Below are 15,415 nucleotides of genomic sequence, written 5' to 3'. Positions count from 1 at the left end.
TAACGATTAAAATTAAGTTTATATAAATGGCAAATGCTAAAGCGTGGTTTGAAGCCGCAAGATTAAGAACCTTACCATTATCTGTTTCGGGAATACTGGTAGGTAGTTTTTATGCATTTTCACAGGGAATGGTTAACTGGAGTATTTTTGGTTTTGCATTATTAACCACATTAGGACTGCAAATACTTTCAAATTTTGCTAATGACTATGGAGACGGAGTGAAAGGTACCGATAACGAAAACCGTATTGGTCCGCAACGAGCCATACAAAGCGGAGCGATTACAGTTAAAGCAATGAAAAAAGGAATAATACTAACCTCATTGCTAACCCTTGGCGCTGCAATAGCTCTTATATACCTGTCTTTTGGGAAAGATAATCTTGTATACTCACTGTTCTTTTTCTTTTTAGGACTGGCAGCTATAGCTGCAGCTATTAAGTATACCGTAGGTAAAACAGCTTATGGTTACAGGGGGCTGGGAGATTTATTTGTATTTATCTTCTTTGGGCTTGTAAGTGTACTGGGTTGTTACTTCCTTTTCTCTAAAGAACTGGATATACTTATTTTACTTCCTGCTATATCTATAGGACTGCTTAGTGTAGCTGTACTTAACCTGAATAACATGAGAGATCAGGTATCAGATGCCATGTCGGGCAAAAATACACTGGTAGTGAAATTAGGGTCTAAACGCGCAAAAATATATCACTATTTCATAATCCTTACAGCATTGTTTTTAACTCTGCTATTTGCTATCTTGTATAACTTTAAGCCTGTGCAATACTTGTTCCTGTTGGCTTACATACCATTTTTACTACATATAAAAACAGTTAGTAAAAACACTGTACCAAGGGAATTGGACCCAGAGCTTAAAAAGGTTGCATTAGGAACATTCCTGCTATCAGTACTGTTAAGTATCGTATTACAGTTTTAATATATAATAACCTCACAACTTTAAAATTATGAAAATAACCTATTACGGACATGCCAGCCTTGGAATTGAGGTAGGCGGAAAAAATATAATTGTAGACCCGTTTATTACCGCAAACGAACTGGCTAAAGATATTGATATTACTAAGCTTAAAGCCGACTATATACTAATTACACACGCACATGGCGATCACATTCTTGATGTTGAAGCTATTGCTAATAATACAGGGGCTACTATAGTTTCTAACGCAGAGATTGCCGGGTATTATGAAAAAAAAGGTTTCAATACGCATCCTATGAATCATGGTGGTAGCTGGAATTTTGACTTTGGTAAAGTGAAATATGTAACTGCTATTCACTCCAGCTCTTTCCCAGACGGAACTTATGGTGGCAACCAGGGTGGTTTTGTGATTGAAGGCGAACATAAAAACATATACATTGCCGGAGATACAGCTTTGACCTATGATATGAAGCTTATTCCGCTTCGTACAAAGCTTGATCTTGCTATACTTCCTATTGGTAGTAACTTCACTATGGATGTGGAAGATGCTATTATAGCTTCTGATTTCCTTGAGTGCGATAAAGTATTAGGATATCACTACGATACTTTTGGGTATATTAAAATTAACCACGAGGAAGCTAAAAAGAAATTCTACGATAAGGATAAAGATTTAATGCTATTGGAAATAGGAGGATCATTAGAGCTGTAATGAAAGCTACTTATACAAAATACATACTCAATTTTAAACGCCCCAGCGGAACCTCGCGGGGCGTTCTTACTGAAAAGGAGACCTGGTTTATTATTATTGAACATAATGGTAAAAAGGGGATAGGTGAGTGCGGAATATTAAGAAGCCTTAGTATTGATGACAGGGATGATTATGAAGAAAAGCTGAAGTGGACCTGTGAAAACATTCATTTGGGTTTAGATAAGCTTTGGGATTCATTAATCGAATTTCCTTCCATACAGTTTGGTGTAGAAATGGCTTTTAAATCTCTTGAAGCCGATAATCCTTTTGTTTTATTTCCATCAGAATTTACATGGGGTGAAAAAAATATAGCCATAAACGGACTTGTTTGGATGGGGGATGAGACCTATATGAAAGAGCAGATTGATGCCAAACTGGAACAGGGTTTTGATTGTATTAAGTTAAAAATAGGTGCTATTGATTTTGATAAAGAATTGTCGCTATTGGCTTTTATACGTGAGAATTTTACTCCTGAACAGATTGAAATAAGGGTTGATGCTAACGGAGCTTTTAGTGTAACTGAAGCTTTAAATAAAATAACTCAACTTTCAAAATATCAATTACATAGTATTGAACAACCTGTTAAGTCAAAACAGGAAGATGCTATGACTGATTTATGTAAAGCAACTCCGTTACCTATAGCGCTTGATGAAGAGCTTATAGGAGTTTTCGGGTATGAAAACAAGCGTTCACTGCTTCAAAAAATAAAACCTCAATACATTATTTTAAAACCAAGTCTTGTTGGTGGTTTTAAGGGTTCATCAGAATGGATTGAAATTGCTGAAGAGTTAGGTATAGGCTGGTGGGTTACATCGGCACTGGAAAGTAATATTGGCTTAAACGCTATAGCACAATGGACTTATACACTTGACAATACTATGCCACAGGGGTTAGGAACCGGTGGATTATATACCAACAATTTTGACTGTCCGCTTGAAGTTAAAAATGGAGAACTGATATATAGAAATGATCTTAATTGGAAAGTAAACTTATAAAAAAAGAGCCTAACGGCTCTTTTTTATACTTGTTCTGAATCTGTAGTTACAATAGGGGCAAGGCAGTTTTCCGGAATATTAAACGACTCTACAATAGGCACGGCATCCCGTCTTATTTCCCAACATAACTGACTAAAAAGTTTTCGTATGGCTTTTGTTTTAACACCTTCCATATAACCCTGTTCCAGGTACCATGCTTTATTTTCCTGTAGTTTGTTAATAGCAAAGAGATTGTAAAGCCTTGTCAATACTTCTTTTAAAGACTCGTCTGCCGATTTTAACTGCAACTGGAATTGCTCTAAAAATACCCTGTCCAAATAAGCAAATGCTATTTGCAGCATGTGTGGGTGCATTATATTGGCAGCATCAAAAGTATCAAGCCCGTCATCTACTAAGCGTTTAAAACGGCGTGCTGCAGAACTCACCAGTTCTTTCTCTCTATATTGAAAAGCATGTAAATGGAATTCCGGATCTTTTAAATGACTATCATCCGTATTTCTTGTTGCAAACGGATTCTTTTCGGTAACTGCTGTTTTTGCCTGATCCAATACATAACTAAAAATAGTAGCTATATTCATCTCGCTAAACTGTTTACGGAACTCTCCCAAACGATTTTTAGCTACAAGCTGCATTAGTACTGTGTTATCACCTTCAAAAGTGGTATATATTTCGGTATCATTTTTTAAATCATCAATACGGTTTTCAGATAAATACCCTTTACCACCGCAGGCTTCACGACATTCCTGTAAAGCATCTCGTGTATTCCATGTGGAGTATGATTTCATACCAGCTGCAAGAGCTTCTATCTCCTGCATATCATCTTCGGTACGATTCATGAAACGTTTAGTAAGATATTGCAATCCAAAATGTATAGCAAAGCTATTGGCAAGGTACGGCATAAGCCTTTGCTGATGTATGCGGTAGTTTAGTACAGGAACTTCCATTCCTCCATTAGGACCAAACTGCCTGCGGTTATCACCATATTTAACAGCGATGGTTAATCCTGTTTTAGCTGCTGCCAGTGCCGAACGCGGTATACCTATACGTCCGCCAACAAGTGTTCCCAGCATGGTAAAAAACCTTCTGTTATCACTAGGTATGGAGGTTTCAAATTCACCTTTTTCATTAACCTGAGCAAAACGATCCAGCATATTATCATAAGGTATAACTACGTTATCAAAATAAATAACCCCGTTATCAACCCCGTTTAAACCCATTTTATGTCCGCAGTCCTCAATTCGAACGCCTGGTAATACATTTTTATCTCTATCTCTTATAGGAACAATAAAAGCATTTACACCGTAATCCTTATCATCTATAATAAGTTTTGCAAATACGGTAACCATCTCACCGTGTAAAGCCGTGTTCCCTATATATTCTTTACGGGCAAATGGCACCGGAGTATTTATAGTAAAACTTCTGTCTTTATGATTATAGGTCGCAGTAGTTTCAAGTCCTTTAACGTTAGATCCATGGTGCGTTTCGGTCATAGCAAAACCTCCCGGTATATCTAAAGTACCGATATCTTTAAGGTATTTTTCAAAATGTTTTTCGGTACCAAGAAACATAACACTCATTCCCCATAATCCAAACTGGACACCAAATTTAATAACAAGGCTCAAATCATGATAACTAAGGGTTTCCATTATGGTAAAGTATCCTTCAATATCACCTGCTCCTCCATACTGTTTAGGGTAGGCATGACTACCGAACCCTTGTTTAGCCAGTATTTTACACCATTCAAGTACCTTTTCTCTATATATAGTTATATCGGTTGAAGTTTCGAAAGCAAATTCAGGCCGACTTATTACTTTTTTAACCCTGTTTATTATCGCTGCCTAGTCTCCATCAAGAAGTGCAGTCATTTTTTCCTTACTAAAGCTCTCAACCGTTTTAAGCTTGTTAGTAATAGTATCATGAGTTTCGCATAGGGAAGAGATAGCTTCATTACTTATAATACCAAGCTGTGCTTCTAACTTTAAAAGTTGCGGTTCTATTACCTTAATATCTTCTTTACTGTAAGTAGATCTGTCGGCATTAGCAATAAAAAAGCCCAGCTCGGTAAGATTTTCAGGTTTATGGTTATTGAGTGCTTTATTAATAAGGTCTTTCCAAAAGAAAAGTTCAGATCGTCCCGGCGGATTATTTAAATCAATTTTTGATTTTAAGAAATCCTTTTCGGCTTTAGAGAAATTATCCTGATTATTTATAAAATCGTTAAGGGCTGTATATTCCTCTTTTGTTAATATATCATCCTGCCACGCTAAATAAATAACAGGAAGTAATATAGTGAGTTTAGGGTCATTAAGAAATGTAATATTCATTTTAATTGGATTAGAATATTAAAAATAGGCAATTCCTTACTTTTTACTTTTAAAATAGTGTTAATTATAAACTCAACAAACAGATTAAAACTCATTATTTAACTCATTAAAAACAAAGGGATTATGTTAAAGTTTTTTTATAACATTGTGTGAATGACTGTATTAAAGTTAAAGTTTGCCAATTGGCAATTATTTAATGCTGAATTGCATAATAATTAGAAAATAAGTTAATAACTTAGGAGTAAATAAAACAAACAATAAAAGAGTAATCATCTATTAAATTAAATTGCCATGGAACGCATAATTATGACACAGTCGGGAGGTGTTGGGGCCATGAGAACCGTTTCTTATGAAGAGGCTGCCGCACAACAGGAGAAAGAAGCACAGGTAAATGAAGTTCTGTCTTGTAATCTGCTACTCAAAAACCTTATTAAAACGAATTTGAGACTTTTAAAAATTAATGATATAACAGCTATTTTACTTTTCTAAAAAAATGTTGCTATGGGAAATGAAGAGAGAAAACATAATGAGAACGAAAAACCTGAGGAAAACAAACAAAACGAATCTGACACTGTAGGAAATCCTAATAAGTACCTCGCTATGGAACAGCCAGGAGTTTCTTACACCAAAGAGCATACTGAAACTGATTCTGACAATATTAATCCTGACGATTTTAACGGTAGGGATGAATGGGACGAAGAAGGAGGAAACAGTATATACTCTGAGGCTTTTAACCAGGATGATTCCGTTTTAAGTGATAATATCGATTTAGATGAAGATCAAAATAAGTCGGTTTCCAGTGATGATGACGATTTTGAAGAATCTAACGAGCGATATACCAATTAAGAATCCAAGTAATCCTTTTATATCAATCCCCTATATTTAATAATATTGGGGATTTTTTCATAATAAAGCAAACCAATTAATGACAGGAAATTCTAAAATAGCTATTTATGGTGCTTTAGCTGCAAATCTTGCCATTGCAGTTGTAAAATTTATTGCGGCTTCTTTTACAGGAAGTTCAGCGATGGTGTCAGAGGGTATACATAGTACAGTAGACAGCGGGAATTCATTATTACTGCTTTTAGGGATAAAACGAAGCCAGAAACCGGCAGATGAAACACACCCTTTCGGACATGGTAAGGAAATTTATTTTTGGACACTAATTGTTGCTATATTAGTTTTTTCACTTGGTGGCGGTATGTCTATCTATGAAGGAATAACCCATTTACAACATCCTGTAGACCTAAAAGATCCTTTTTGGAATTATATTGTACTATTTGCTTCGATAGGTTTTGAGGGAACTTCTTTAATTTATGCCATCAGGCAGTTTAATAAGAATAGCGGTAAAAGAGGTTTTTGGAAAGAACTAAGCCTTAGTAAAGACCCCGGACTGTTTGCAGTAATATATGAAGAAAGTGCCGCCATAACCGGACTGGTAATAGCACTGCTTGGAGTTTTTTTGGGACATTATTATAACAATCCGTTTTTTGATGCATTGGCATCAATGCTTATTGGTGCTGTACTTATTATTGTAGCAATTATTATGGTAAGGGAAAGTAAAGGGTTACTGGTAGGGGAGAGTGCTAACAGTACTATTGTAAAAGGTATATATGATTTGGTTAGTAATGATAAAAGGGTGAAAACACTATACTTCCCTTTAACAATGCATCTTGCTCCCGATGAAATTTTACTGGCTCTTGATGTGGAATTTCAAAGTGACATGACAGTAGATAACCTATTTATTACTATAAAAGAGCTTGAAGACGAAATAAAAGAGAAATTCCCTACAGTCAAGAAAATATATATAGAAGCCAAGAACTTTGGCGGACAGGATCGTCCATGGATAATAGATACTATGGACTAAAGAAGCAAAAAACATACATTTTCTTTTATATACTTTACCCAATATATCTTCTAGAATTGCTTTTGTATTAAATATTCTTTTATCTAAAAGATAAGATTTTAATTTACATATAATTATCATTTTATAAGTAGTTAAGCTATGATATTAACTTATACTGTCATAGGAAAAACCTTTAACCAATAAGATGTAAAAAGCTAACGTATACGTATCTTTGCAGTACAAAATTAACAGATTCAATGCAGTTAGTTTCAACGAAAAGCTTTTCGGTTAAATATTGTTTTTCACACGTGTTAAAATAGTATAAATTATAAATTTGTTTAAGTAAAAAATTACCATAATGAGATTCCACACAAGAAAATGGGTAAAACCCGAAGACTTAAATCCAAACGGAACTTTGTTTGGAGGAAAACTACTAGCATGGATTGACGAAGAAGCTGCTTTATATTCTATAGTACAGTTAGAAAATCAACGTGTAGTAACCAAGCACATGTCTGAAATCAATTTTATGAGTTCTGCCAAGCAGGGTGATATTGTAGAGATTGGTATTGATGTAGTACGGTTTGGTAACTCATCAATAGTACTAAAATGTGAGGTGCGAAATAAAATGACTCACGAAAAGATTATTACAGTAGATAATATTACTATGGTTAATCTGGATAGCTTTGGAAGGCCAAGCCCACACGGTAAAACCAAAATAGAATATGTAAAAGACAGGATAGCGAACCGTTAATGGTCGCCATCTGTCTCTACAAATACAGTATTGTTATTTGAAGGAAGTTCAAATATTTCCAAATCAAAGTATTTTACGGCTGCAATAACGTGGTCAAATATATCGGCCATGATATATTCATAATTCACCCAACGCTTATCTGTAGTAAAGGCATAAATTTCAATAGGTATACCTTTTTCTGTTGGCTGTAAATGCCTGCACATCATGGTCATATCCTTATTAATGGCCGGATGGTTTTCAATATACTGATTGATATATTTTCTGAATAAGCCCAGATTAGTCATATTACGACCGTTTATCGGTATGCTCTTATCAACAGAATTCTGACTGTTAAATTTATCAATATCCGCCTGACGATGATCTATATATGATCTTATAAGCTGAATCTTTTTAAACTCTTCAATCTCATCACCGGAAACAAATCTAACTGAATTGGTTTTTATAAGAATATTTCTTTTTATTCTTCTACCTCCCGAAGTGACCATTCCTCTCCAGTTTTTAAACGAGTCAGAAATTAGGCTGTAAGTAGGCAGGGTAGTGGTAGTATTGTCAAAGTTTCTAACCTTAACCGTAGCAAGGTTTATCTCAATTACATCACCGTCTGCTCCATATTTATCAATTGTGATCCAGTCGCCAATGCGAACCATATCATTCACACTAACCTGTATACTGGCAACAAAACCAAGAATGGTATCTCTGAATATCAACAATATAATTGCTGAAATAGCACCTAAAGCTCCCAGAAGCGTTTCTATTTTAAGGCCAAATAGGGTAAGTATTATTGAAATACTGGCAAATAGCCACAAAATAATCATTAATACCTGTATATAGCTATCAATTGGTTTATCACTATATGCAGGTTTGGTTTTAAGATAATCTTTTAAAGAGTGTAATACACTACGTATAATCCAAAGGAAAAGGAAAATCATGAATATGCTCATTCCTTTTTCAAAAAACTTCTCCCAGTAGGCAAAACTCTTTAATACAATTGGAATGGTTACATAAACAAAATAAGTAGGTACTAAATGAGCAACGTACTTTGTAGCTTTATTTTCTACTAAAATATCATCAAAAGCAGTTTTAGTACGCTTTGCAAAAACGGTAAAAGCAGCTACAAGTATCCTTTTAGATATAAAATCAAGGATAAGTGCTACTATTATTATAACAATAATATTAACTACCAGATTGCCATAACTAGCCGATGAACGACTAAAATCCAAATCTATGAATAATTTATATGCCCAGTTAAATATTTCCATTTATGAATTAGCAGATTCTTTAAAATATTTGTTTTCAATGTAAAAGGTACCAAAAGGTATAACAGAAGCCAAACAAATTATAACAAATTTCTTTGTAGGCCATTTGTGCTCGCTGTTAAGCATAATGGCAAGAACTATGTAAGCAATAAAAAGAAAACCATGTATAGGCCCCATTATTTTCACAACCTGTTCCATCTCCATAGTATACTTTAAAGGTACACCAATAAATAAAAGCGCTAAAAAAGAAATACCCTCAAGGGTAGCTATAGTTTTAAAGAATTTGATCATAATGCTTAATTTTCGGCAAAGGTAGTAATTAAGAATTATTCTAAAAAGCTGTAAAAGTTAATTGTGAAGTATAAATAAAAAAAGCTGTTTGTTTCCAAACAGCCCTAATTATATAACCGATGTAAATTATTAAAATTCCTGTAATGCTTTGTTGTATTCCCTTAAATCAAGCATGTTATTTTTGTTGCCTAAATCAGTAAATAGGGAAATAAGGTATTCTAAGCTTTCCATGTTGTTTTCTGTACTCACGGTGTTACCGTCTGTAATAAGTTCTGTTTCTTCATCTACAGGCTCATCATCAGGTATTGGTATTAAAAATGCACCGTTTGCTTCAAGGTGTTCATACGTTAAACGTATTGCCTTTACTAATACAGGTACTTGTTCTTCAAGCGCATATTCACGCAGTTTTTTCAGGTCGGTTATTAGCGTCTCAGCAACAAAACCGTTTTTAAACAAATCAACCTGAATTTTCTTGATCAGTTTTTGTGCACTCGGATTCTCCACAGCTTAAAGTGATTTAGTTTTGAACTTGTTTAAGGATTGCAAAAATACTATTTTATATAATTTTTCCATATCTTTTTTTTAAATAATTGCCAAAAGCCTTATTAAACCTTATTTTTGAGCGATATAAACCTACATATGAGTAAACGCGACCTTAAAAAATACCTCTCTCAACTTACTAAAAATCAGCTTGAGGAACAGTTTTTAGAAATTTACGACAAGTTTAGTGATGTTAAAACCTACTACGATTTTGTTTTTAACCCTAAGGAAGATAAACTGCAGCAGGAGGCTAAACTTAAGATTTCTAACGAATATTTTCCTGTAAAAGGGAAAAAAGCAAAGATGAGAAGGTCGGTTGCTCAAAAATACATTAAGCATTTTATTACACTGGGTGCCAACCCTTTTATGGTGGCCGATGTTATGCTGTTTAATATTGAAATAGCACAAAGTTATTCTGCAGAGAAGTTTGTAAAACAGGCTACATTTTATAAAAGCATGCTTAACTCTTATAAACAGGCTGCTGATTATATTGTGGCTAACGGAATGGCTCCTGATTTTAAAACCCGCCTGAAAAACATACATGACGAAGCTTTTGAGCAGAAATGGGAAAACCGCAAGGAATTTGAACGTATTTACGATAATTTCGAATAATTACATAAACAGGTTGGTTTGTATATCTGCTAAATGATATCCTGTTTTGAGTTTCCCTATCCTAAACAGATTAACTTTTTCATGTGCCAGGCGTGTGGGCTCGGGGATACGGTGCTTTATAGTACACTGCTTCATTATTCTTAACGAATCTTCTACAGACACTTTATGCCCCGGAGCAATATAAACAGGCTTTACATTTGTTTTGGTTCGCAGCGCATAACCTAATAATTCACTTCCGCTGTAAATGGGGCTGGTACTAAATTTCTCATCTGCTAACGGATCATAACTACCATAAAGCATACTTTTGGCACAACCTATTGTTTGAATATCTTGTAAAACACCAAAATGAGATGCAATTCCCATACGTCTTGGATGAGTAATTCCCTGTCCGTCTAAAACCAATATATCGGGTTTTATAGGTATCTGTTCCCATGCTTCCATTAATGCCGGCACCTCCCTAAAACCTAAATACTGTGGCACATAGGGGAATTTTGTTTTAGCTTCTATTAACGAATAAGATTGTAAAACCATTTGCGGATAACTTAGTATAACTATACCTGCATAAACAGTATCACTATCTTTATTATGTGAAATGTCGCCACCTGCTATAGTAGTAATATTTTTATCGTATGTTTGCAAAATCAACTTTTGCCTTAGTTCATTTTGGACAGCAGTAGCTTCTGCAATCGAAATGGCATTATAATTTAGCATATCACACCTTTAAAGAAGAACTTCTAAAATACAAATTAAAATTCCCCGTTTAATAGTGTATATTGCTAATGTTTCCTTAAATTAAGGGACTGCAAAAGTTTAAGATTTTTTAAACACAAAATAAGGCTCCAACCACCTTATTTTTGGTATTTATCGAACTGTATGGAAAGAGAAGTTAAGGAAGTAGACAGGAAAGAGCTGTACCAATATCAGAAAAACGATATAGACACGATTTTCGAAAAGTTTGAAGGCAAGCCTGATAACTATCATCTGTTGTACCAGTTACCTACAGGTGGAGGAAAAACTGTAATCTTTTCTGAGATAGCCCGCAGATACTTAGAACAATATAAGCGTAAGGTATTAGTACTTACGCACAGAATAGAGCTTAGTAAACAAACCTCAAAAATGCTTAAAAGCTTTGGGGTTAAAAACACTGTTATAGACAGCAGCGTAAAAGAACTGCCACATGACAATGAATACTCGTGCTATGTAGCCATGGTAGAAACCTTAAACAACAGGCTTAAGGATAAAAAATTCCACATGGATGATGTTGGACTTGTAATTGTAGATGAGGCACACTACAACTCGTTTAGAAAACTGTTCTCATTTTTCAAAAAGTCTTTGTTTTTGGGAGTAACAGCTACTCCGCTAAGTTCAAACATCGATTTACCGATGTATGAAACCTATAGCGAACTGATAACAGGAGAACCTATCCAGTCGCTTATTGATAAAGGTTACCTGGCTAAAGCAGCAATGTATGATTATGATGTAGAACTTACATCTCTAAAGCTTGGTATTAATGGCGACTATACGGTAGCTTCGTCTGACGAACTATATTCGCGTGCCGTTATGCAGGATTTGCTGCTACAGGCTTATGATTACCGTTCAAAAGGTAAAAAAACCCTGATATTTAACAACGGTATTTATACATCATTATATGTATATGAAACCTTTAAAGCTGCCGGATTACCTATTAAACACCTTGATAACAGAACGCCCGAAATGGAGCGTAAAAAGATATTAAGCTGGTTTAAAAACACTCCAGATGCTATATTAACGTCGGTCTCTATCTTAACAACCGGTTTTGATGAGCCTACGGTAGAGACTATTATCCTTAACAGAGCGACACGATCATTAACATTGTATTTCCAGATGATAGGGCGTGGTTCACGTAAACTCCCGGGGAAAGATACATTTACTGTAATCGATTTAGGTAATAACGCACAGCGATTCGGTTTATGGAGTGACCCGGTAGACTGGCATTACATTTTTAAAAATCCTGAATTATTTCTGGATAGTATTCGTACCGATGCTGAAATAGAAAGCCTTCACGTTTATACTATGCCTGAGGAGATAAGGAATAAATTTCCTAATTCTGACGATGTGGAATTTGATGTTGAAGACGAATTTAAAGTCGCTGCTGAGTTAAAAATGAAACCGAAAACGGTTATCGATAAGTCTATCATGCAACACGCTCAAATGTGTGTTGAAAATAGTGAGACTATACCCGAAGCCCGTAAACTGGCTAAACTACTTGAACCGGATATTGAATACAGGGTTAAACAGTACTCTAACCTGCTTACAAGAACTACAAAAAATTACCGTAAATGGCTTATGGAAGACTATAGAACCCGACTTGGCACCAACATCGGTAAGCTGTTTAGGAAATATGCTATGGAAGAAGATTAAAATAACGATAGCTGCCCTCCTGAAGAAGGTTTGTCTTTTTTAGGAGGCTGTGCTTCTCCAAAAACAGTTCTGCCACCATATTTATATGATTCATCCCTTTCTTTTTGTACTAAAGCATCAAAATTCTCATTAGGGCTAAATCCTTTTTCTGCTTCCCATGATATTTCAGAAAGTTTCCTGATAGCATGCATTTTATCGCTGTTACCGATTTTTGCTTTTTGAATGGCTGTCTGTAGCGTATTGATTGTTTCATCAAAGGTATTTACAGGCACCGGAAACGGATGTCCGTCTTTACCGCCATGAGCAAAAGAAAAACGGGCAGGATCTTCAAATCGGGTAGGGGTACCATAAATTACTTCACTTACCAATGCCAACGACTGTAATGAGCGTGGCCCCATTCCTTTAAGCATTAACAGACTTTCAAAATCTTCAGGCTTATTTTCATGAGCTACCCAAAGCATGGCGCCTAAACGTTTCATGTTTACGTCTTTCATACGTACATCATGGTGACTGGGCATTACCAAATGGTTTATTTCCTTCAATATCCTTTCCGGATTCTCATTTGCTATAACCAATGACTTTTCCCTTGCCGAAGCTGCATTATGAGCTGTAAGGTTTAAAATCTCTCCTTTATTCTTACCATATATAAACGTATGGGGTTCATCAATAAACGATTGCAGGTCTTTTGAATGCCAATGGTATCTGCGCGCCATAGCATTACTGTCATTCATTCCCTGCTGTATAACACACCAATCACCTTTATCTGTAACTATAAAGTTATGTTGGTATAACTGATACCCATCCTGTATAGCCGTATTATCAACCTTAGCAGTAAGCTTACTAAATTTAGCCAGTTGAAAACCGTCCAGTCCGGTTTTATAGCCTACGGCAAGCAATTCTTCAGGAGTTTTAGTGGAGTGTTTGCCCTTGCCGCCACAAATATAAATACCCAACTCTTTAGCATGCGGATTTACCGAACGCTTTAAAGCTCCCAATACAGAAGTGGTTATACCCGATGAATGCCAATCCATACCCATAACAGCACCAAAGCTTTGAAACCAAAACGGATTGGATAATTTATTTATAGCCTCGGCTGCAGAAAATTCCATTACAATAGTTTCCATAATAGAAAGCCCCAGTTTTGACATCCTTTCAGAAAGCCAAAGAGGTACATGTCCGTTATGTAATGGTAAATCGGCTGATCCGGAGTGTTTCATTCTATAAATTATGAATATGTAAAAATACAAAACAGCCGTGCTTAAAAATGTTAAACACGGCTGTTTGTTTAAAGTTATACTGTTTCTACACTAAATCATTAATCTGAGCGTACTGTAACAGCATTATGGTTTTAGCATCTTTTATTTCGCCATTCTTAATCATTTCAATGGCTTGTGTAAACGGCATTTCAAGTACTTCTATGTTTTCATGTTCACTTTCCACACCACCGCCATCACTAATTTTCATATCTGCGGAATAGGCCCCTGTAAAAAAATATATTATTTCGGTAACAGATCCGGGAGACATATATACCTCCATTATCTTTTTAACCTCGGTAATCCTGTAACCTGTTTCTTCCTGTGTTTCACGTTTAATACATTCTTCCGGATCATTCTCATCTAAAAGCCCAGCGCAGGCTTCAATCATCATCCCGTCTGCATTACCATTAAACCAAGTAGGTATACGTAACTGACGCGTAAGTATAACAGTACCTTTTTCCTTATTATAAAGCAGTATTACAGCTCCGTTACCGCGATTATATACTTCGCGCTCCTGTTGCTGCCAACTTCCGTCCTGTAGCTTAAAATCGTATTTTACTTTACGTAATATTCCCCAGTTATCTGATAGAAGTTCAGAGGATATTACTTTTACATTTTTTTCTTCCATATACCTAAAAATAAATTCCCCTCACTAAGGAGGGGAAAATCCATTTCAAATATACTGATAAAATTTAGTACTTCCCGCTTAATAAAGCACCACCCATAGGCACTTTGGTATCTAAACCTAATTTTTTAAGCATTTCGTATGTAGTGCATACTGCTGCCGAAGTTACAGGGATTCCGCTTTCTTTCTCAATAGCGTCAATAGCTTCAAGAGAAGGCATTTGTACACATGCAGATGCTACAATAACATCTACACCTTCTAGGTTAAGCCTTCTGTAAATACCTAAAAGGTTTTTAGGGTTTTGTGCAGCAACCTCAAGGTTATCCGGTATTTCAAGAGCTATATAATCAACCACTTCAAATCCCTGATGTTCAATATAATCAACAACCATTTCGGTAAGTGGTTTCATGTATGGTGTAATAACTGCTACTTTTTTAGCACCTAATACTTTTAGTCCGTTTATTAATGCTCCGGCACTGGTAACAACAGGGGCAGGGGCATCGTTTTTAACGGTCTCTTCATGCAAGTTAGTTTCCGATACACAATGGTAACCACGTCCCATACTCATAATAGCTACAAGGCAGGCATACCCCATAACATCCACACGCGCATCAGAGAGTTCCTGAGCACATTTTAGGCTCTGAGCGTCCATTGCCTCGAGTTCTTCTTTAGTTACTTTTTTCATCCTCATTCTGCTGGAATGGAATGTAAAACGTTCTGGCGCTATAGTTTCACGAGAACGTAACAGGGCAGGTATTTCTGTTTCCATCGTTACATTTGAACTTGGAACTATCTGACCTATTCTATATACTTTATTACTCATTATCTAAAGTTATACTTTAAGT

18 protein-coding genes are annotated in these 15,415 nt (G+C 35.6%); 9 read left to right on the top strand and 9 right to left on the bottom strand.

All coding sequences use genetic code 11. The features are described 5' to 3' along the window. Positions 1 to 26 precede the first annotated feature (26 nt). Genes Q763_RS02975 through Q763_RS02965 form a run of 3 tightly spaced genes read left to right on the top strand, consistent with a single transcriptional unit; the run spans position 27 to position 2,669 of the window. Positions 27 to 929: a 1,4-dihydroxy-2-naphthoate polyprenyltransferase gene (locus Q763_RS02975; protein WP_035131047.1), complete on the top strand. Its 903-nt coding sequence runs from the start codon at positions 27 to 29 to the stop codon at positions 927 to 929. A 28-nt stretch (positions 930 to 957) separates the two neighbouring features. Next, a complete protein-coding gene (locus Q763_RS02970) occupies positions 958 to 1,635 on the top strand; it encodes a metal-dependent hydrolase (RefSeq protein WP_035131045.1) in 678 nt (225 codons plus the stop codon). After that, the gene (locus Q763_RS02965) at positions 1,635 to 2,669 is read left to right on the top strand and encodes an o-succinylbenzoate synthase (protein ID WP_035131043.1); all 1,035 of its coding nucleotides are present in this window, start codon (positions 1,635 to 1,637) and stop codon (positions 2,667 to 2,669) included. The genes Q763_RS02970 and Q763_RS02965 overlap by 1 nt, the downstream gene beginning before the upstream one ends. A gap of 23 nt (positions 2,670 to 2,692) precedes the next feature. Here the strand turns inward: Q763_RS02965 and Q763_RS02960 are convergent, their stop codons facing one another. Beyond that, a complete protein-coding gene (locus tag Q763_RS02960; RefSeq protein ID WP_262493965.1) occupies positions 2,693 to 4,399 on the bottom strand; it encodes an acyl-CoA dehydrogenase family protein in 1,707 nt (568 codons plus the stop codon). Between the two features lie 108 nt (positions 4,400 to 4,507). Continuing rightward, positions 4,508 to 4,993: a hypothetical protein gene (locus tag Q763_RS18025; protein ID WP_232297496.1), complete on the bottom strand. Its 486-nt coding sequence runs from the start codon at positions 4,991 to 4,993 to the stop codon at positions 4,508 to 4,510. 291 nt (positions 4,994 to 5,284) lie between these two features. Here Q763_RS18025 and Q763_RS02955 point away from each other — a divergent pair, with 291 nt between their 5' ends. The 4 genes from Q763_RS02955 (at position 5,285) to Q763_RS02940 (ending at position 7,590) form a co-directional block, all read left to right on the top strand. Further along, positions 5,285 to 5,482: a hypothetical protein gene (locus Q763_RS02955; protein ID WP_157481461.1), complete on the top strand. Its 198-nt coding sequence runs from the start codon at positions 5,285 to 5,287 to the stop codon at positions 5,480 to 5,482. Between the two features lie 12 nt (positions 5,483 to 5,494). After that, positions 5,495 to 5,839 carry a hypothetical protein gene (locus tag Q763_RS02950; protein ID WP_035131035.1) on the top strand — a complete coding sequence of 115 codons (345 nt, stop codon included), beginning with the start codon at positions 5,495 to 5,497 and terminating at the stop codon, positions 5,837 to 5,839. 79 nt (positions 5,840 to 5,918) lie between these two features. Then, on the top strand, positions 5,919 to 6,860 hold the full coding sequence (locus Q763_RS02945) for a cation diffusion facilitator family transporter (RefSeq protein ID WP_035131032.1): 942 nt from the start codon (positions 5,919 to 5,921) through the stop codon (positions 6,858 to 6,860). Positions 6,861 to 7,197: 337 nt separating this feature from the next. Further along, positions 7,198 to 7,590, top strand: coding sequence for an acyl-CoA thioesterase (locus Q763_RS02940; protein ID WP_035131030.1), 393 nt, complete (start codon positions 7,198 to 7,200; stop codon positions 7,588 to 7,590). Here the strand turns inward: Q763_RS02940 and Q763_RS02935 are convergent. The 3 genes from Q763_RS02935 to Q763_RS02925 form a co-directional block, all read right to left on the bottom strand. Further along, positions 7,587 to 8,849: a mechanosensitive ion channel family protein gene (locus Q763_RS02935; RefSeq protein ID WP_035131020.1), complete on the bottom strand. Its 1,263-nt coding sequence runs from the start codon at positions 8,847 to 8,849 to the stop codon at positions 7,587 to 7,589. The genes Q763_RS02940 and Q763_RS02935 overlap by 4 nt on opposite strands. After that, positions 8,850 to 9,137: a DUF3817 domain-containing protein gene (locus Q763_RS02930; protein ID WP_035131018.1), complete on the bottom strand. Its 288-nt coding sequence runs from the start codon at positions 9,135 to 9,137 to the stop codon at positions 8,850 to 8,852. A gap of 129 nt (positions 9,138 to 9,266) precedes the next feature. Then, complete coding sequence (locus Q763_RS02925; RefSeq protein ID WP_035131016.1) at positions 9,267 to 9,641, bottom strand: hypothetical protein; 375 nt, start codon at positions 9,639 to 9,641, stop codon at positions 9,267 to 9,269. A 135-nt stretch (positions 9,642 to 9,776) separates the two neighbouring features. Between Q763_RS02925 and Q763_RS02920 the strand changes: the two genes are divergently transcribed. Then, entirely contained in the window at positions 9,777 to 10,289 is a 513-nt protein-coding gene (locus tag Q763_RS02920; protein ID WP_035131014.1) for a DUF6155 family protein, read from the top strand. Here Q763_RS02920 and nfi read toward each other — a convergent pair whose 3' ends face one another. Beyond that, positions 10,290 to 11,000, bottom strand: a complete 711-nt coding sequence (gene nfi / locus Q763_RS02915; protein WP_035131012.1) for a deoxyribonuclease V — start codon at positions 10,998 to 11,000, stop codon at positions 10,290 to 10,292. Positions 11,001 to 11,162: 162 nt separating this feature from the next. Between nfi and Q763_RS02910 the strand changes: the two genes are divergently transcribed. Beyond that, a complete protein-coding gene (locus Q763_RS02910) occupies positions 11,163 to 12,689 on the top strand; it encodes a DEAD/DEAH box helicase (RefSeq protein WP_035131010.1) in 1,527 nt (508 codons plus the stop codon). On the opposite strand, the gene Q763_RS02905 is transcribed toward Q763_RS02910, so the two are convergent. The 3 genes from Q763_RS02905 to Q763_RS02895 all read right to left on the bottom strand — a co-directional run bounded on the left by Q763_RS02905 (position 12,686) and on the right by Q763_RS02895 (position 15,393). Next, positions 12,686 to 13,906 carry a DUF763 domain-containing protein gene (locus tag Q763_RS02905; protein ID WP_035131008.1) on the bottom strand — a complete coding sequence of 407 codons (1,221 nt, stop codon included), beginning with the start codon at positions 13,904 to 13,906 and terminating at the stop codon, positions 12,686 to 12,688. The genes Q763_RS02910 and Q763_RS02905 overlap by 4 nt on opposite strands. An 85-nt stretch (positions 13,907 to 13,991) precedes the next feature. Then, positions 13,992 to 14,573, bottom strand: coding sequence for a GDP-mannose pyrophosphatase NudK (nudK, locus tag Q763_RS02900; RefSeq protein ID WP_035131006.1), 582 nt, complete (start codon positions 14,571 to 14,573; stop codon positions 13,992 to 13,994). A gap of 64 nt (positions 14,574 to 14,637) precedes the next feature. After that, positions 14,638 to 15,393 (bottom strand): maleate cis-trans isomerase family protein, encoded by a 756-nt coding sequence (locus Q763_RS02895; protein ID WP_035131004.1) that lies wholly within the window; start codon positions 15,391 to 15,393, stop codon positions 14,638 to 14,640. Between the last annotated feature and the right edge of the window lie 22 nt (positions 15,394 to 15,415).

It is taken from the genome of Flavobacterium beibuense F44-8 (assembly GCF_000769915.1).
Lineage (GTDB): Bacteria > Bacteroidota > Bacteroidia > Flavobacteriales > Flavobacteriaceae > Flavobacterium > Flavobacterium beibuense.
The sequence above is the reverse complement of the archived record's forward strand: the minus strand, read 5'-3'. Positions and strand labels throughout refer to the sequence as shown.

Excerpts from the sequence above, each read along its gene's own strand:
- Q763_RS02895 (WP_035131004.1), bottom strand. The coding sequence starts at position 15,393 with ATGAGTAATAAAGTATATAGAATAGGTCAGATAGTTCCAAGTTCAAAT.
- Q763_RS02965 (WP_035131043.1), top strand. The coding sequence starts at position 1,635 with ATGAAAGCTACTTATACAAAATACATACTCAATTTTAAACGCCCCAGC.
- Q763_RS02970 (WP_035131045.1), top strand. The coding sequence starts at position 958 with ATGAAAATAACCTATTACGGACATGCCAGCCTTGGAATTGAGGTAGGC.
- nudK (WP_035131006.1), bottom strand. The coding sequence starts at position 14,573 with ATGGAAGAAAAAAATGTAAAAGTAATATCCTCTGAACTTCTATCAGAT.
- Q763_RS02975 (WP_035131047.1), top strand. The coding sequence starts at position 27 with ATGGCAAATGCTAAAGCGTGGTTTGAAGCCGCAAGATTAAGAACCTTA.
- Q763_RS02935 (WP_035131020.1), bottom strand. The coding sequence starts at position 8,849 with ATGGAAATATTTAACTGGGCATATAAATTATTCATAGATTTGGATTTT.
- nfi (WP_035131012.1), bottom strand. The coding sequence starts at position 11,000 with ATGCTAAATTATAATGCCATTTCGATTGCAGAAGCTACTGCTGTCCAA.
- Q763_RS02905 (WP_035131008.1), bottom strand. The coding sequence starts at position 13,906 with ATGAAACACTCCGGATCAGCCGATTTACCATTACATAACGGACATGTA.
- Q763_RS18025 (WP_232297496.1), bottom strand. The coding sequence starts at position 4,993 with ATGAATATTACATTTCTTAATGACCCTAAACTCACTATATTACTTCCT.
- Q763_RS02930 (WP_035131018.1), bottom strand. The coding sequence starts at position 9,137 with ATGATCAAATTCTTTAAAACTATAGCTACCCTTGAGGGTATTTCTTTT.
- Q763_RS02940 (WP_035131030.1), top strand. The coding sequence starts at position 7,198 with ATGAGATTCCACACAAGAAAATGGGTAAAACCCGAAGACTTAAATCCA.
- Q763_RS02955 (WP_157481461.1), top strand. The coding sequence starts at position 5,285 with ATGGAACGCATAATTATGACACAGTCGGGAGGTGTTGGGGCCATGAGA.
- Q763_RS02910 (WP_035131010.1), top strand. The coding sequence starts at position 11,163 with ATGGAAAGAGAAGTTAAGGAAGTAGACAGGAAAGAGCTGTACCAATAT.
- Q763_RS02945 (WP_035131032.1), top strand. The coding sequence starts at position 5,919 with ATGACAGGAAATTCTAAAATAGCTATTTATGGTGCTTTAGCTGCAAAT.
- Q763_RS02920 (WP_035131014.1), top strand. The coding sequence starts at position 9,777 with ATGAGTAAACGCGACCTTAAAAAATACCTCTCTCAACTTACTAAAAAT.
- Q763_RS02950 (WP_035131035.1), top strand. The coding sequence starts at position 5,495 with ATGGGAAATGAAGAGAGAAAACATAATGAGAACGAAAAACCTGAGGAA.